This is a genomic window from Microbacterium sp. PI-1, from assembly GCF_004337555.1.
In the GTDB taxonomy this organism is placed as follows: Bacteria; Actinomycetota; Actinomycetes; order Actinomycetales; family Microbacteriaceae; genus Microbacterium; species Microbacterium aurugineum.
The window spans coordinates 1-16890 of record NZ_SJYZ01000032.1; the positions used below are offsets into that span (position 1 = coordinate 1).

Here is a 16890-nt window from a genome sequence, read left to right on the forward strand (position 1 = left end):
ACCGTATGGCGAGCCGGATCCTCGACCTAGGCGGCATCGGCTGACGGATCAGTGGAACTGTGCGGCCTCGGTGGAGCCGGCCAGGGCGAGGGTCGCGCTTTCGGGGTTGAGCGCGGTGGAGATGACGTCGAAGTATCCGGTGCCCGCCTCGCGCTGGTGCTTGGTGGCGGTGTAGCCGTGGGCTTCGGCGGCGAACTCGGCTTCCTGCAGCTCCACGTAGGCGCTCATGGCGCGATCGGCGTAGCCGCGGGCGAGGTCGAACATCGAGTGGTTCAGGGCGTGGAAGCCGGCCAGGGTGATGAACTGGAACTTGTAGCCCAGGTCTGCCAACTCCTGCTGGAACGTCGCGATCTCGGCGTCCGACAGGTGCTTCTTCCAGTTGAAGCTCGGCGAGCAGTTGTAGGCCAGGAGCTTACCGGGGAACTGTGCGTGGATGGCCGCGGCGAAGTCCCGGGCGAGCTGGATGTCGGGCTCGCCCGTCTCGACCCACAGCAGATCGGCGTAGGGGGCGAAGGCGAGACCGCGGCTGATGACCGACTCCAGGCCGGGGCGGATCCGGTAGAACCCCTCGGTGGTGCGCTCGCCGGTGGTGAACTCCTGGTCGCGCTCGTCGACGTCGCTGGTGAGCAGGTCGGCGGCGAGGGCGTCCGTGCGGGCGATGATCACGGTCGGGACCCCTGCCACGTCGGCCGCGAGGCGAGCGGCGTTCAGGGTGCGGATGTGCTGCTGGGTGGGCACGAGCACCTTGCCGCCGAGGTGGCCGCACTTCTTCTCGCTGGCCAGCTGGTCCTCCCAGTGGATGCCGGCAGCACCGGACTGGATGAGCGACTGTGCGAGCTCGTACGCGTTGAGGGGTCCGCCGAAGCCGGCCTCCGCGTCGGCGACGATCGGGGCGAGCCAGTCCTGGGTGGTCTCGCCCTCCGCGTGCTCGAGCTGGTCCTGACGCAGGAGCGCGTTGTTGATGCGGCGCACGACGGCCGGCACCGAGTTCGCGGGGTAGAGCGACTGGTCGGGGTAGGTCTGTCCGGCCAGGTTGCCGTCGGCGGCGACCTGCCATCCGGAGAGGTAGATGGCCTTGAGGCCGGCGCGCACCTGCTGCACGGCCTGGCCGCCCGTGTAGGCGCCGAGTGCCCGGACGTAGTCCTCGGTGTGCAGGAGGTTCCAGAGGTTGTCGGCGCCTCGGTGGGCGAGCGTGGCCTCTTCGCGGACCGAACCCCGGATGCGGATGACGTCCTCCGCCGAGTACGTGCGCTCGACGCCGTCCCACCGGGGATCGGTGTCCCAGATCTCCTGGAGTTCAGCGGCCGTCTGAACCTGGTCGCCGGCTCGCAGACCGGCGGGGCGGGGCGTCGGGGTGTGGGCGGTGTTCGTCATGGTGTCTCCTCGGTGGATCCGGCTGCGGTGCCGGTGTGGCGTGGTTCCACTGTGCGTGAAGTTCAGGCATCTGAACGACCGATTCCACGCAGAAGTTTCGTCATTCTTCTGCTTCTGTGACAGAATCGCCTCCACTCGCTCCGACCATCGGCGGTCGAAGTGCGAAAACGCGCCGGAAGTGCCTCGTGGAGGGGCGTTTCTGATCCCGCACGGGGTGCGAGCACGAGGCGAGCAAAAGAGGAGTGGGATGGATACCGCAGAAGAGACCGACGCCCTCACGATCGGTCGACGCATCCGACAGTTGCGCACCGCGCGCGGGATGACGCTCGACGACCTCGCCTCGGCGGTCGATCGCGCCCCCAGCCAGATGTCGATGATCGAGACCGGCAAGCGAGAGCCGAAGCTCACGCAGCTGCAGGCGATCGCCCGCGCGCTCGGCGTCACCATCGACGCGCTGCTGGAGGGGGAGCCGCTCGACGAACGCAGCGCGGTCGAGATCGCGCTGGAGCGGGCGATGAAGGGACAGACGTTCCAGGCCCTCGGCATCGAGCCGTTCCGGATCGCGAAGAGCGTGCCGACCGACGCGTTGAAGGCGCTGCTGGCGCTGCACGGCGAGATCGACCGGCTCAAGGACGAGCGGGCCGCCACCCCGGAGGAGGCCCGGCGGGCGAACGTCGAGCTGCGGCACCTCATGCGTCGTCAGGACAACCATTTCGCCGACCTCGAGGCGAAGGCCGCGGAGATCCTCACCGCCGTCGGGCACCCCGGTGGCCCCCTCACCCAGCGCACCGCCTCCGAGATCGCGGCGTACCTCGGGTTCACGTTGCACTACGCGCCCGACCTGCCGCAGACCACCCGCAGCGTCGCGGACCTCGCGAACGGAAGACTGTACCTGTCCAGCAGCGTGCCGGCCAAGGGGGATGCCCGCACCGCGGTGCTGCAGGCGCTGTCGAGCCGCATCCTCGGGCACTCCGAGCCGCGCAGCTACGCCGAGTTCCTGCGGCAGCGCGTCGAGACCAACTACCTCACCGGGGCGCTCCTCATCCCCGAGGGGCACGTGGTCCCGGCGCTGAAAGACGCCAAGCAACGGCGGGCGATCTCGATCGAGGATCTGCGCGACGCGTACTCGGTGTCGTACGAGACGGCGGCGCATCGCTTCACGAACCTCGCGACGCGGCATCTCGACATCCCGGTGCACTTCCTCAAGGTGCACGAGTCGGGCACGATCACGAAGGCGTACGAGAACGACGACGTGAACTTCCCCACCGACCGTCTCGGGGCGATCGAGGGACAGATGTGCTGCCGCAAGTGGACGTCGCGAGTGGTGTTCGACGAGGACGACCGCTTCAACCCGTACTACCAGTACACCGATACCGGCAACGGGACGTACTGGTGCACCGCGCGGGTCGAGGCGTCGAGCGAGGGGCTGCACTCGGTCAGCGTGGGCGTGCGCTTCGATGACACGCGGTGGTTCGTCGGGCGCGACACCTCGCACCGCGGTGTCTCGAAGCACTCCGTCGAGGTCTGCTGTCGACGGGCACCTGCCGAGCTGGAGGAGCGCTGGCGCGAGAACTCCTGGCCCAATGTGAAGACTCCGCGCACGCTGCTGGCGACCCTGCCGACCGGGTCGTTCCCCGGCGTCGACACGACCGACGTGTACGAGTTCCTGGAGGCCCACGCCCCTCGCTGAGTCCCTGCCGCCCTTTCGCGGTTCGTCAAAAGTTAGTTCGATCTTGCTTAGTCAATCTTGACTATGTTACTTTCATCGAGCCATCAACGACGAACGGCCGAGAAGGGACCCTCATGGCTACTTCCTCTGCGGAAACCCGATTCCGCATCACTGCCACCCTGACGTGCGTTCTCGCCGCCACGCTGACGCTCGGAGCATGCTCCGCGCAGACGCCAGGCGGCGATACCGCCCCCACGAGTGCGAGCGACACCGACGCCTGCAAGCGGAATCAGGATGCCGGCACCATCACCTACATCTCCGGTTACGGCTACTCCGCCAGCGCCGGGCAGCTCGACGTGTTCCTCGCCGAGGAGCTGGGCTACTTCGACGATCTCTGCCTGGACGTGGAGATCAACGCCTCCGGTGCGAACGGGCAGCAGCTCGTGGCATCCGGCCAGGCGCAGTTCACCGCTCTCGGCTCCGCATCCGATGTGATGCTGGCAGCGGCGAACAGCAAGAACCTCACGGCGGTCGCGACCTACGGCACCACCCCGCCGTTCTCGATCTTCGGCAACGAGAAGCTCGAGAGCCTCACCGACCTCGAGGGGGGATCGCTCGGATACTTCATCAACCTGACCCCGATCGCCTCGGCCATGCTCGATGAGGCCGGTGTCGACGTCTCGAAGGTCGAGATGGTCAAGATGACCAACTACGACCCGACCGTCGTCGTGCGTGAGCAGGTCGACGCCATCGTCGGCTACGCGTCCAACCAGCCGCAGTCGCTCAAGGCGCAGGGCCTGCCGTTCAGCGAGTTCCTCCCCTCCGACCTCGGGGTCGAGGGCACGTACAACGTGATGGAGGTCAACTCCCGCTTCCTCGACGAGCACCGCGAGGTCGCCGCGGACTTCATGCGGGCGAGTCTCAAGGCGCTGCAGTACTGCCTGGACGAGTCGGATGCCTGCATCGACACGCTCGCGAAGCTGGCCGAGGACAACAATCAGGGCGCCGCGTTCCCCCGCGATCAGCTCGCCCGCACGTGGGAAGTGGAGTCCGCATGGGTCCGGGAGAGCGCCGGCGGTAACCCCGGCGTGCAGAACGAGTCCATGTGGGAGCCCGAGTACGCCCTCGTGAAGAAGTACGGCGGCGTCAAGGACCTGCCCGCGATCGCCGACATGATGGACGCCGACCTGGTCGCCGACCTCTACGACGGCGACACTCTGACATGGCCGGCGAAGTGATGTCGGTCGCACAGGGCACGGGCGTCGAGGTCAGGAACGTCTCGAAGTCGTTCGGCGTCGACGGCGCCGAGGTCACGGTGCTCGACGACGTGAACCTCACGATCGGCATGGGCGAGTTCGTGTCGGTGATCGGCCCGAGCGGCTGCGGCAAGTCCACGCTGCTCAAGGTCGTCGCCGGTCTCCTCGAGGCCGATTCCGGCACGGTCACGATCGACGGTGAGAGCGTCACGGCGGCATCGCGGGACAAGAAGATCGGCCTCGTGCCGCAGTCGCCCGCGCTGCTGCCGTGGAAGACCGTGCGCGAGAACGTCGAGCTCCCGGTGCGCATCAACGCCAAGGCGAACGCCGGAAGGGCTCTGCGCGACCCGGCGGAGCTGCTGTCGACGTTCGGTCTCGGCCAGGCGATGACGAAGTACCCCGGGCAGCTGTCCGGCGGCATGCAGCAGCGTGCCGCGATCGCCAGGGCCTTCGTGTTCGACCCCGCCATCATGTTGATGGACGAGCCGTTCTCGGCCCTCGACGAGATGAACCGGGACCTGCAGCGCATCGCCCTCCTGGAGTTCTGGCAGTCCAACCGGAAGGCCGTCATGTTCGTCACGCACTCCGTGCCGGAGGCGATCATGCTCTCCGACCGCATCGTGGTGATGGCCGCCCACCCGGGGCGCATCGCCCAGGTGATCGACGTCGACCTCCCGCGGCCGCGCACCGAGGAGGCCTATGCGACGGACGAGTTCCGCGAGCTGGAGGCAGTCGTGCGCGGTGCGCTGCGCGCGCAGACGGAGAAGGCCCATGTCTGAGCTGACGATGAGAGACACCACCGCGACCCTCGCGACCGCCCGCCTGAGGGCCCAGCCGCGCCGGGGCGTCCCGCCGTGGCTGCGCTGGGGGGCGTGGGGTCCCACCCTGATCACCTTCGTGATCGCCGCACTGCTGTGGCAGATCGTGGCCTGGACCAACCCGTATGTGCTTCCGACGCTCGAGGCGATCGGCGGGAGTCTCGTCGACGATGCCGGCATGTACTGGTCGAACTTCCTCGTCACCCTGCTCGAGGTCGTGGTCGGTGCCGCCGCAGGCATCCTCGCCGGCTTCCTGCTGGCGGTGGTGATGACGGAGTTCCAGATCATCGAACGGGCCGTGATGCCGCTCGTGATCATCGTGATGGTGACGCCGATCGTGGCGATCGCCCCGGCGCTGGTCGTGGCCTTCGGCTTCGGGATGGTCCCGAAGTTCATCGTGACCGGGCTCGTGGTCTTCTTCCCGATGCTGGTGAACTCGCTCGCCGGTCTGCGTGATGTCGACCAGAAGGCGCTCGACGTCTTCAAGACGCTGCACGCCTCGCGGTGGGAGATCTTCCGCGAGCTGCGCTTCCCCGGCAGCATGCCCTACGTGTTCGCGGGGCTCCGCATCGCCCTGCCGCTCGCGGTCGTCGGCGCGGCGGTCGCCGAGTTCGTCGCGGCAGGTCAGCAGGCCGGCCTCGGTTCGCTCGTGACCACCTCGGCCGCGCAGGCGAACCTGCCCGTCACCTGGGCCAGTATCGCCCTGCTGTGTCTGCTCGGTGTGCTGCTGATCATCGTCCTCGCCCTGGTGCGCAAGCGCGTGCTCTGGTGGAGCGACGGCGAGGTCACCGCCAAGGGCTGACGCCGCACCCCCATCCCGGGACGGGGTCCCCCGACCCGTCCCGGGGTTCCTCCGGCGTGCCCGGAACCACCCCAGAACGACCAGAACCACCCACAAGGAAGGCACCCGCACATGACCGATCAGAACACCGTCAAGCCGCTGCGTCTCGGCCTCTTCGAGAACGCCCAGGCGAACGACTCCGGCACGGCGACCTGGCGACACCCCGACAACGGGCGCTACCTGTTCGACAAGCTCGAGTACTGGCGCGACACCGCGCGGATGGTCGAGGACGCGGGGTTCGACTTCCTCTTCCTCGCGGATGCCTGGGGCTGGGCCGACGTCGCCGGCGAGCGTCCCGACATCTGCTCGGTGGAGGGGCTGGACCTGCCGCGCCTCGACCCCGCGATCATCCTCGCCGCCCTCATCCCGGAGACCACGCGACTGGGACTCGTCGCCACGGGGTCGACGCTGCTGGAGCCGCCCTATGCCTTCGCGCGCCGCATGGCGACGCTCGACATCCTCTCCGGCGGACGCATCGGCTGGAACGTCGTCACCACGGGCACCGCCGACACCGCGGTGCAGGGCTTCGGTGTGCCGATGGTCGGCCACGACGAGCGCTACCTCATGGCCGACGACTTCATGCAGGTCGTGTACAAGCTGTGGGAACAGGCCTGGGAGGAGGGCGCGCTGGAGCGCGACAAGTCCGGCCGCTTCGCCGATCCGTCCAAGGTGCACCGCATCGCGCACGACGGCCCCTACTTCCGCTCGCACGGCTACGGCAACACCTCGCGCTCGCCGCAGGGCACCCCGGTGCTGTTCCAGGCCGGTGCGTCACCCGCAGGCCGCGAGTTCGGAGGCAAGCACGGGGAGGCGATCTTCGTCGGCAGCGGCTCGGTCGAGCAGCTCCGTGCCCACTCCGCCGCGATCCGTGAGGAGGCGGTCAAGAACGGCCGCGCGGCCGACGAGGTGAAGATCATGTCGGCGTTCGCCGCGATCGTCGGCAGCACGGAGGAGGAGGCGCAGCGCAAGTACGCCGAGGTCGCCGATGCGCAGAACCCCGACGTCACGGTCGCCTCGTACGCCTGGTTCACCGGGCTCGACCTCTCGGCCTACGCGCCGAGCACCCCGATGTCGGAGCTGAGCACCGAGCTGTCGCAGACGCAGGTGGCCCGCTTCGCCGACAAGACCGTGGGCGACGTGCTCGGCGACTGGCACGCGCACGGCGTCGGTGCCCGCCCGATCGTGGGCACCCCCGAGCAGGTGGCGGACCGGATGATCGAGCTCGCCGACGGCGCCGACCTCGACGGCTTCCTGTTCGCCCCCGTCATCCCGCCGGCCTCGACCGTCGACTTCATCGAGCACGTGCTGCCGATCCTCAAGGAGCGCGGTGCGGTGGTCGAACCCTCGTCCGAGCCGCAGTCGCTGCGTGAGCGTCTGATCGGCACGCCCACTCCTGCGCTCGCCGACTCGCACACGGGCTCGCAGTACCGGCGGACGATGTCGCGTGTCTGACACCCGCACCGGTGTCGCCGTGGTGGGGAGCGCGAACCTCGACCTGGTCGTCGAGGTATCGCGCCCCCCGCTCGTCGGCGAGACCCTGCTCGGTCGAGCCGGCGGACGCTTCTCCGGAGGGAAGGGCTTGAATCAGGCCGTCTCCGCCGCGCGCAGCGGCTCGCGTACCCGCTTCTGCGCGGTCGTCGGGCAGGACGAGGCCGCTGACGTGCTCGAGCGAACGCTGTCGGACGCCGGCGTGACGACTGTCCTGCGCCGCAGCGCCGCGGCTCCCACCGGGGTTGCCCACGTGCTGGCCTTCGCCGACGGAGACAACAGCATCATCGTGGCTGCCGGCGCGAACACCGAGCTCGACGCGGACGATGCGATCGCCGGGATCGAGGGCGCAGCGGTCGTGCTCGCTCAACTGGAGGTGCCGGCCGCGAGCGTGTCCGCCGCGCTGCATGCGGGACGGATGGCCGGCGCGCTGACGATCCTCAACGCCGCGCCCGCCCACCCTGCGGCGGTCGAGATGCTCCCCGATGTCGATGTGCTGGTGGTGAACGAGACGGAGTGCGCCGAGCTCGGCGGTATCGACCGGCTGCATGCGGCGGGTGCACGGACCATCGTGCTCACCCAGGGCGCCGGGGGAGTGCTCCTCCACCGCGCGGGGCGCGACCCCCTGCACACCGAAGCCTTCCGGATCGACCCGGTCGACACGACCGGGGCCGGCGACGCGTTCTGCGGGGCCCTCGCCGCGGCCCTCGCCCGCGGCGACGGGATCGAGGAAGCCCTGATCGGCGCCTCCGCGGCTGGAGCCATCGTGGCCCAGCGCCGCGGGGCGACCACCGCGGCCTTGTCCGCCGAGTCGATCGCGACGCTCGTCGCCTCGCGCTGAGTCGCTACTCCGTGCGGGCGGCGTCGTCGTCCGTGCTCACCGTCTCGCCGGCGAAGGTGTATTCGCCGCCGCGGAGGCGCTCCAGCAGGTCGAGCAGCCACTGCTTCTCGGCAGTGAGGCGGGCGGTGGAGAGATCGAAGATCTCGCGTACGTACTTCGGGGTCGTCTCGGAGCGCAGCGTGTCCTGCACGTCGAAGCCGTTCTGAGTGATGATCGCGTCGCTCTTGATGAGGCGATGTTCGAGGCCGGCGATGACCTCCTGCCGGCTCAGCACGAACATGAACGAGGCGACGGTCATGATGGCCTGGGTGTCGAAGGCGGCGACGTTCCAGAGGTTCTCCCGCAGCATCCGCTGGAGCTCGACCTCGCCGGACGGTGTGATGCGATAGGTCGTGCGCGCGGGGCGCTTGCCCTCGGCCTCGGTGCCGCTCTCGGCGATGTAGCCGTCGACCTCGAGGGCGCGCAGGGCGTTGTAGATGGATCCGGGCTGGATGTGCGCCCACTCGTCGACATGCCACGTCATGAGCTCTCGGCGGAGGAAATACCCGTGTACGGGTTGGAACTGCTTCACGGCGCCGAGGACGACGAGGCGGGTGGTCGACATGCCCCTCATGCTAACGGCTGGGGTCCAAGATTCCGGTTGTTTGCATGATCAAAGTTGCCTATTATCGAAACTAGTCAAAGTTGACTAACGAAAGGAAGCCGAAATGACGTCTGCCGTGACCGAAGCCCTCCCGCGCGACCTCGCCCTCCGCCGGGCGTTCTCGGTATACCCGACCGGCGTCGTCGCCCTCGCTGCGCACATCGACGATCGGGCTGTGGGGATGGCGGTCAACTCCTTCACGTCGATCTCGCTCGAACCGGCGCTCGTCGCCATCAGCGCGGCGCGCACCTCGAAGACCTGGCCGGTGCTGCGCGAGGTCCCCGAACTCGGCATGAGTGTGCTGGCCGCGCACCACGAGCCGCTCAGTCGTTCGCTGTCGGCGCGTGAGGGAGACCGGTTCGGCGGTCACGAGTGGCAGCGCACCGACGGTGGGGCCGTGCTCATCTCGGATGCCGCGCTCTGGCTCACCTGCCGCCTGCACAGCACATTCGATGGCGGGGATCACGAGATCGCGCTGTACGAGATCGCCGATCTCACGCTGTTCGACGACGTCGAGCCCCTCGTCTTCCACCAGAGCCGCTATCGCGCCATCGCCGCCCCCGAGAGCGCGTGAGCGCTCAGCCGCTCGGGGCGATCGCCGGCCTCGTCGTCCCCGGTGACGGTCGGGGACGGGAGCTCGGCTTCCCGACGGCGAACCTGGAGCTCGCGGACGACAGCCTCCCCGACGACGGCATCTACGCGGCATGGGTCCGGATCGATGGAGCCGCGCATCCCTGGGCGGCGAGCGTCAGCGTCGGAGCGAACCCGACCTTCGACGGCGACCGTGAGCGGCGGGTCGAGGTGCATCTGCACGACGCGGACATCGACCTGTACGGCCGACGATTGGATGTGACCCTGATCGCGCTGCTGCGTCCGATGCTCCGATTCGACCGCGTCGACGACCTGATCGCCCAGACCGCGGAGGATGTGGTCCGCTGCCGCTCCGTGTTGGGCGCGCCGCCGATCGGTCCTGGCTGATCGTTCCGGTCGCACTCTCTCTCGGAAAAGCGCCGGATTGGCGGCACGAACTGCGACCGGAACGACTTGCCAGGGCTCAGTCGCGAGCGGTCTGCAGAATCGTCCAGAGCTCCGCGCGCGCGGGAAAGGTCGACAGATCGATGTCGAGCAGCGCACCCGCATGGGCGATGCGGGAGCGCAGCGTGTGCCGATGCACCCCGAGTGCGATCGCGGCGGATTCGGCCTTGGCGTCGTGCTCCAACCAGGTGCGCAGCGAGCGCTCGAGCTCGGCGTCGGTGCGGGCATCGTGTTCGCGGATCGGTGCGAGGCGTGATTCCGCGACCAGGCGTGCCTCATCCGTCGCGAGTGCGGTGAGGATGCGGGAACCGACGGTGTCGGCATAGCGTGCGACGCCGTGGGTGCCCTGTTGCCGCAGTGCGGTGAGTGCCTGAGCGTGCGCCCGGGAGAAGGAGCTGTACCCCTCGGGCTCGGAGACGCCGATGCGGATGCCGAAGCGCGCGGCCGCCTCATCGAGCAGGGACTCATCACCGACGGAGAGGCACATCGTCACGCCGTCCTCGGACTCGGCCAGGAAGACGGCGGTGCCGTGCTCGACCCGGTTCCGCTCCCACCAGTCCGCGAGCGGGCCGGCCGGGGCATCGGCGGCGACAGCCACGACCACCGGAGCGGGCGGCATGCTCCCCAGAACTCTTCTGGCCAGGCCCGGGTCGTCGGCGAGGAGCGAGCCGAGGAGCTGTGCATGCAGGCGTCGGCGGCTCCGTGCGAGCTGTTCGCTCTGCTCCATCGCGAGTCCGGCCATCGCGATCACCGATGTCACGACCGACCGTGCTTCCGGGTCCAGCGCGTCGATGGCGAGGGCGATCACCCCGCGCAGATGCCCGCCGCGACCGACGGTGAACAGCATGAACGTATGCTCGCCGAGGACCAGCGACTGCCCGGCTTCGAGCCCACGGGTGAGGATCTCCATCACCCGCTCGCCCAGGGCGTCGCGCACCTCGGTGTCGAGGCGGTCCCGGGGGTGGGAGGCGACGACCGTTCCCGCGGCGTCGAACATCCCCGCCCAGACCTCGAGCCGTCGTCCGAGTTCCGCGATCGTCGCATCGAGACCGCTCGGGCGCAGGGCTGCGAGGGCGAGGGCGCGCTGTGTGTCCAGCGCCCAGGATCGGCGGGCATAGGCCTGCGCGGCGATCGCCTCGGAGTGGGCGCGGGCGACCGCGATGAACGGTGTGCGGTACGGCACGGTGAACAGGGGCATGCCGTGCGTGGCGCAGGCGGTGACCAGCTCGTCCGGAACGCCCGAGCGGTGCACCTCGGTGCCGAAACCGAGTCCGAGGACACCCCGATCGGCGAGGCGACCGACGTAGGTGTCGATGCCGACGGCCTCGTCGAACTGTGTGCCGGTGGTCAGCAGGGCGAGGTCTTCCGAGAGGAACGGTGTCGGATCGGCCAGGTCCGAGCTGTGCACCCAGCGCAGGGGACGGTCGAGAGCTCCGTCCGCCAGCTCGGCCTCGCGGGGGACGAGTGCGAGTCCGAGATCGCGGCGACGCAGCAGGGCGCGCAGTGTCGGCTGCTCGGTCGTGGGCACGGCGCGTCCTCCCGCATGTACAAGGTGGCGAATTCTTCTTCTAGATTGTACGCGTCGGCGAGTGCGGGGGTCTTCGGCACCGCCGTACGCTCGCGATCATGGCACTCCTCGACACCGCAGCCCCCGCAGTCCCTCTCGGCGGACCCGACCTCCCGCAGGAGCGTCGTCTGGTCACGGACCTCCCCGGGCCCCGCTCGGCCGAGGTGCTCGCGCGCAAGGCGGATGCCGTGGCAGCGGGTGTCGGCCACACCGTGCCGATCGCCGCCGTCGCGGCCGGCGGCGGAGTCGTCGTCGATGCCGACGGGAACTCCCTCATCGACCTCGGCTCGGGCATCGCCGTGACCACGGTCGGCAACGCGCACCCGAAGGTCGCCGCCGCCGTCGCCGCCCAGGCCGCGCAGTTCACCCACACCTGCTTCATGATCTCGCCCTACGAGTCGTACGTCGACGTCGCCGAAGCGCTCAACCGCGTCACCCCCGGTGGATTCGCCAAGAAGAGCGCCCTGTTCAATTCGGGAGCGGAGGCGGTCGAGAACGCCATCAAGATCGCCCGCAAGCACACCGGCCGCCAGGCGGTCGTCGCCTTCGACCACGGCTACCACGGCCGAACGAACCTGACCATGGCGCTCACCGCCAAGTCGATGCCCTACAAGAGCGGGTTCGGTCCGTTCGCCCCCGAGGTCTACCGCGCGCCGATGTCGTACCCGTTCCGTGACGGGCTCGAGGGTGGCGAGGCCGCTGCCCGCGTGATCCTCCAGCTCGAGAAGCAGATCGGCGCCGACAACCTGGCCGCGGTCATCATCGAGCCGATCCAGGGCGAGGGCGGCTTCATCGTCCCCGCCGACGGCTTCCTGCCGGCGATCGTCGACTGGTGCCGCGCGAACGGCGTCGTCTTCATCGCCGACGAGGTGCAGACCGGATTCGCCCGCACGGGGCACATGTTCGCGAGCGAGATCTTCGGCATCGAGCCCGACCTGATCACCACCGCCAAGGGGATCGCCGGCGGTCTTCCGCTCGCCGCCGTCACCGGCCGCGCGGAGATCATGGACGCCTCGCACTCCGGTGGTCTGGGCGGCACCTACGGCGGGAACCCGATCGCGTGCGCCGCGGCGCTCGCGTCGATCGGCGTGTTCGAGAACGACGGGGTGATCGAGCGTGCCCGGGAGATCGGCACGATCCTCATGGACCGCCTCACCGCGATCCAGGAGAGCGACCCTCGCATCGGCGACATCCGTGGCCACGGTGCGATGATCGCGGCCGAGTTCGTCGACCCCGAGACCAAGGCACCGAACGCCGCTCTCACGGCCGCGGTCGCCAAGGCCTGCATCGCGCAGGGCGTCATCGTCCTCACCTGCGGAACTTACGGCAACGTCATCCGCTTCCTTCCTCCGCTCTCGATCGGCGACGACCTGCTGAACGAAGGCCTCGACGTCGTGGCCGCCGCCCTCGCCGCGGCCACGGAATGATGTGCAGGCCGCGCCTCCGCGTGGCCTGACCCCCTGTCCGGTCGCGACCCCAATCGGGGGATTTCGGGTCGCGACCGGCACTACTTCCCAACGAAGGAGTTGCAGATGTCTGAGATCACCCGCGATGTACTGATCATCGGTGCCGGAGCCGCAGGGCTCACGGCGGCGAACGACCTCCGGAAGGCCGGCCTGTCGGTCGCCGTGCTGGAAGCCCGCGACCGCGTCGGCGGACGACTGTGGACCGACGTCATCGACGGGGCCATGCTCGAGATCGGCGGCCAGTGGGTCTCGCCCGATCAGGATGCGCTCAAGGACGCGATCGAGGAGCTGGGGCTCGAGACCTACAGCCGCTACCGCGAAGGGGACAGCGTCTACATCGGACCCGATGGGCAGGTGCACCGCTTCACCGGCGAGATGTTCCCCGTCGCCCCGGAGACCGAGGCGGAGATCGCCCGGATCACCGACATCCTGGATGCGCTCGTCGCCGAGATCGACCCGGATCGTCCCTGGGCGCACCCGAGCGCCGCCGACTGGGACTCCATCACCTGGGATGCGTGGCTGCGTCAGCAGACCGACGACGACGAGGCCGTACGGAACCTGGCCTTCGCCACGGGATCCGCGATGCTCACCAAGCCGACGCACGCGTTCTCGCTGCTGCAGTCGCTGCTGATGGCCTCGTCCGCCGGTTCCTACTCGAACCTCGTGGATGCCGACTTCATCCTCGACAAGCGGGTCGTCGGCGGGCTCCAGCAGGTGCCGCTGCGTCTCGCCGAGCGTCTGGGCGACGATGTGCTCCTCAACCAGCCCGTGCGCAGCCTCGAGTGGTCGGATGCCGGCGTCGTCGCCACCACCGACGACCTCACGGTCCGTGCCCGCCATGCGATCCTCGCGCACGCGCCGGTGCTGTACAGCCGCATCTCGTTCGTGCCGCCGCTGCCGCGCCGCCAGCACCAGCTGCACCAGCACCTCTCGATGGGCTTCGTCATCAAGGTGCACGCGGTCTACGACCGTCCGTTCTGGCGCGAGCAGGGCCTCAGTGGCACCGCGTTCAGCCCGTACGAGCTCTCGCACGAGGCCTATGACAACACGAACCACGGCGATGAGCGCGGCACCCTGGTCGGCTTCGTGTCCGACGCCAACGCCGACGGGGTCTTCGAGCTCTCGGCCGAGGAGCGCAAGGAGCGCATCCTCGAGTCGCTGTCGCACTACTACGGTCCCGAGGCCAAGAACCCGGTCGTCTACTACGAGAGCGACTGGGGCAGTGAGGAATGGACGCGCGGCGCCTATGCCGCGAGCTTCGACATGGGCGGCCTGCACCGGTACGGCGCGGATCTCCGCACCCCCGTCGGCCCGATCCACTTCGCCTGCAGCGACATCGCCGGTGCCGGGTACCAGCACGTGGACGGCGCGATCCGGATGGGGCACCTGGTGGCCTCGAACATCGTCGAAGCAAGCCGTGAGAACGGCTCCGCAGAGAGCGTCGGCTGATGAGCGGCTCGGTCGTCGTGGGGTACACGGCGACGGATGCGGGAGCGGATGCTGCCGCCCTCGGTGCGCGGCTCGCCCGCAGCCTCGGCGCGACGCTGCACCTGGTGATCGTGCTTCCCAACGAGGGCACCCGCAACGCCGCGGTGCCGCCGGAGCGGGCCTACGAAGAGCACATCAGGGCGCAGGCCAAGAAGTGGCTCGGCGAGGCCGTGGTCAGCCTCCCGCAGGAGCTGACCCGCAGCGGTCACGTGCGCTTCTCCGAGTCGTTCGCCGAAGGGCTGATCGCCGCCGGTGAGGAGTTCGGCGCCAGGGTCATCGTGATCGGCGCAGCGGGTGGTGGCATCTTCGGACGCCACCGTCTCGGCAGCGTCGCCTCCGAGCTCCTGCACTCGTCGACGATCCCGGTGGCCCTCGCCCCCGTGGGGACCGCGCAGCAGGACGACCACGTGATCCCGCGCGTCACCGTCGCGGTCGGCTCGCGGCCGGGCGCCGACGCCCTTCTCGACGAGGCCGTGGCCATCGCCGGCGACAGCGGTGTCGATCTCCGACTCGTGTCCCTCGTGCCGTTCGACGTGCCTCCGGGGCTCGACACCGGCGCGATCCGCACGGTCGGCGAGACGCATGCGCAGGAGGTGCTGGCGGTGGCGACGGAGCTGCTGCCGGACGGTCGCACCGCCGCGGTCGAGAAGGCACCGGGCGACTCCGTCGAGGATGCCGTCGCGCAGCTCCACTGGCTTCCCGGGGAGGTCGTCCTCGTCGGCTCCAGCCGCCTGGCCCAGCCCCGTCGTCTCTTCCTGGGGTCCACAGCAGCGAAGATGCTGCACGAGCTCCCCGTCCCCATGATCGTCGTCCCGCGCACCCGCAACGAGGCAGGAGAACGCTGATGAGCAGCACCAACCGGGCGACGGAGCCCGAATCCGGTGTCACCACCGGTATCTCCACGAAGGGCCTGAGCGCCGGAACGGTCGGCCTCATCGGCGCGGTCGTGATCGGCATCTCGTGCATCGCGCCCGCATACACGTTCACCGCGGCCGTCGGCCCGGTGGCGTCCACGGTGGGGTCGCAGATCCCCGCCATCATCCTCGTCGGGTTCATCCCGATGCTCCTGGTCGCCTTCGGCTACCGTGAGCTGAACAACCGGATGCCCGACTCCGGCACCTCGTTCACGTGGGCTGCCCGTGCCTTCGGACCGTGGGTCGGCTGGATGGCGGGCTGGGGCCTGGTGGTCGCCACGATCCTGGTGCTGTCGAACCTCGCCGGCATCGCGGTCGACTTCCTGTTCCTGCTGATCTCGCAGATCACCGGCAATCCGGACATCGCCGGACTGGCGAGCGTCACCTGGATCAACATCAGCGTGTGCCTGCTGTTCATGCTCGGCGCGACCTGGGTCTCGTACCGCGACATGCAGACGACGCAGAAGCTGCAGTACTGGCTGGTGAGCTTCCAGATCCTCGTCCTCGTCTTCTTCGCGATCTCGGCGATCGTCCAGGCCGTCGCCGGCAACGGCTTCGACTACCAGCCGTTCGATCTCAACTGGTTCAACCCCTTCGCGATCTCGTCGTTCAGCGCGATCGCGGCCGGCCTCTCGCTCTCGATCTTCATCTTCTGGGGCTGGGACGTCACGCTCACCATGAACGAGGAGACCAAGGATCCCGAGAAGACCCCGGGGCGTGCGGCCACCCTCACGGTGCTCACGATCGTCTCGCTGTACCTGCTGCTCGCCGTCGCGATGATCATGTTCGCCGGCGTCGGAACCGGTGCACTGGGACTCGGCAACGAGGACATCCAGGAGAACGTCTTCTTCCACCTCTCCGGCCCGATCCTCGGTCCGCTCGCGTTCCTCGTCTCGCTCGCCGTGCTCACCAGCTCGGCCTCGTCGCTGCAGTCGACGTTCGTGGGACCGGCGCGCACGCTGCTCGCGATGGGGCACTACGGCGCGCTGCCCAAGTCGTTCGCGAAGGTCAGCCCGCGCTTCTTCACGCCCGGATACGCGACGATCGTCTCGGCGATCGTGGCATCGGCCTTCTACGCCGTCATGCGCGTGGTCAGCGAGGACACGCTGTGGGACACCATCCTCACGCTCGGCATGATGATCTGCTTCTACTACGGGATCACCGCCTTCGCGTGCGTCTGGTACTTCCGCAAGCAGTGGTTCGACTCGACGCGGAACTTCTTCTTCACGTTCCTGTTCCCGCTCGTCGGCGGAGCGATCCTCGCGGTGCTGTTCTTCACCACGCTGATCGACTCGATGGACCCCGCCTACGGGTCCGGTTCGCAGATCGGCGGCGTCGGCATCGTCTTCATCCTCGGGATGCTGATCATCGTCGTCGGCATCGTCGTCATGATCTGGAACGCGGTCCGACGGCCCGCGTTCTTCCGCGGACAGACGCTGAGCATCGACGCACCGCCCAGCCGACGCCCGCGCTCCTAGCCCTCCTCACAG

General features: G+C 68.9%; 15 protein-coding genes. 12 read left to right on the plus strand and 3 right to left on the minus strand.

Features of this window, described 5'->3' with window-relative positions:
* Positions 1-48 precede the first annotated feature (48 nt).
* Positions 49-1374: an isocitrate lyase gene (gene aceA, locus E0W80_RS17440; protein WP_131494298.1), complete on the minus strand. Its 1326-nt coding sequence runs from the start codon at positions 1372-1374 to the stop codon at positions 49-51.
* Positions 1375-1621: 247 nt separating this feature from the next.
* On the opposite strand from aceA, the gene E0W80_RS17445 reads away from it, so the two are divergent.
* The 6 genes from E0W80_RS17445 (at position 1622) to E0W80_RS17470 (ending at position 8287) form a co-directional block, all read left to right on the plus strand.
* A complete protein-coding gene (locus E0W80_RS17445; protein ID WP_131494300.1) occupies positions 1622-3064 on the plus strand; it encodes a helix-turn-helix transcriptional regulator in 1443 nt (480 codons plus the stop codon).
* 113 nt (positions 3065-3177) lie between these two features.
* Positions 3178-4281, plus strand: a complete 1104-nt coding sequence (locus E0W80_RS17450) for an ABC transporter substrate-binding protein (RefSeq protein WP_131494301.1) — start codon at positions 3178-3180, stop codon at positions 4279-4281.
* Positions 4281-5078, plus strand: a complete 798-nt coding sequence (locus E0W80_RS17455; RefSeq protein ID WP_240740580.1) for an ABC transporter ATP-binding protein — start codon at positions 4281-4283, stop codon at positions 5076-5078. The genes E0W80_RS17450 and E0W80_RS17455 overlap by 1 nt, the downstream gene beginning before the upstream one ends.
* Positions 5071-5919: an ABC transporter permease gene (locus E0W80_RS17460; RefSeq protein WP_131494305.1), complete on the plus strand. Its 849-nt coding sequence runs from the start codon at positions 5071-5073 to the stop codon at positions 5917-5919. Before E0W80_RS17455 ends, E0W80_RS17460 begins: the two co-directional genes overlap by 8 nt.
* Positions 5920-6030: 111 nt before the next feature.
* On the plus strand, positions 6031-7410 hold the full coding sequence (locus E0W80_RS17465) for an NtaA/DmoA family FMN-dependent monooxygenase (RefSeq protein ID WP_047522373.1): 1380 nt from the start codon (positions 6031-6033) through the stop codon (positions 7408-7410).
* Positions 7403-8287, plus strand: coding sequence for a ribokinase (locus E0W80_RS17470; protein ID WP_131494307.1), 885 nt, complete (start codon positions 7403-7405; stop codon positions 8285-8287). The genes E0W80_RS17465 and E0W80_RS17470 overlap by 8 nt, the downstream gene beginning before the upstream one ends.
* Before the next feature lie 4 nt (positions 8288-8291).
* Here the strand turns inward: E0W80_RS17470 and E0W80_RS17475 are convergent, their stop codons facing one another.
* Positions 8292-8891, minus strand: coding sequence for a PadR family transcriptional regulator (locus E0W80_RS17475; RefSeq protein ID WP_047522369.1), 600 nt, complete (start codon positions 8889-8891; stop codon positions 8292-8294).
* 103 nt (positions 8892-8994) lie between these two features.
* Between E0W80_RS17475 and E0W80_RS17480 the strand changes: the two genes are divergently transcribed.
* Together E0W80_RS17480 and E0W80_RS17485 are read left to right on the plus strand one after the other, a co-directional pair.
* Positions 8995-9504: a flavin reductase family protein gene (locus E0W80_RS17480; protein WP_131494309.1), complete on the plus strand. Its 510-nt coding sequence runs from the start codon at positions 8995-8997 to the stop codon at positions 9502-9504.
* Complete coding sequence (locus tag E0W80_RS17485) at positions 9501-9908, plus strand: riboflavin kinase (RefSeq protein WP_131494310.1); 408 nt, start codon at positions 9501-9503, stop codon at positions 9906-9908. Before E0W80_RS17480 ends, E0W80_RS17485 begins: the two co-directional genes overlap by 4 nt.
* Before the next feature lie 76 nt (positions 9909-9984).
* Here the strand turns inward: E0W80_RS17485 and E0W80_RS17490 are convergent, their stop codons facing one another.
* Positions 9985-11493, minus strand: coding sequence for a PucR family transcriptional regulator (locus E0W80_RS17490; RefSeq protein WP_131494312.1), 1509 nt, complete (start codon positions 11491-11493; stop codon positions 9985-9987).
* A gap of 98 nt (positions 11494-11591) precedes the next feature.
* Between E0W80_RS17490 and gabT the strand changes: the two genes are divergently transcribed.
* The 4 genes from gabT (at position 11592) to E0W80_RS17510 (ending at position 16878) form a co-directional block, all read left to right on the plus strand.
* Complete coding sequence (gene gabT, locus E0W80_RS17495; RefSeq protein ID WP_131494314.1) at positions 11592-12959, plus strand: 4-aminobutyrate--2-oxoglutarate transaminase; 1368 nt, start codon at positions 11592-11594, stop codon at positions 12957-12959.
* A gap of 105 nt (positions 12960-13064) precedes the next feature.
* Positions 13065-14447 carry an NAD(P)/FAD-dependent oxidoreductase gene (locus tag E0W80_RS17500; protein ID WP_047522362.1) on the plus strand — a complete coding sequence of 461 codons (1383 nt, stop codon included), beginning with the start codon at positions 13065-13067 and terminating at the stop codon, positions 14445-14447.
* Complete coding sequence (locus E0W80_RS17505; protein ID WP_131494316.1) at positions 14447-15331, plus strand: universal stress protein; 885 nt, start codon at positions 14447-14449, stop codon at positions 15329-15331. Before E0W80_RS17500 ends, E0W80_RS17505 begins: the two co-directional genes overlap by 1 nt.
* On the plus strand, positions 15331-16878 hold the full coding sequence (locus tag E0W80_RS17510) for an APC family permease (protein WP_131494318.1): 1548 nt from the start codon (positions 15331-15333) through the stop codon (positions 16876-16878). Before E0W80_RS17505 ends, E0W80_RS17510 begins: the two co-directional genes overlap by 1 nt.
* The last annotated feature ends 12 nt before the right edge of the window (positions 16879-16890 follow it).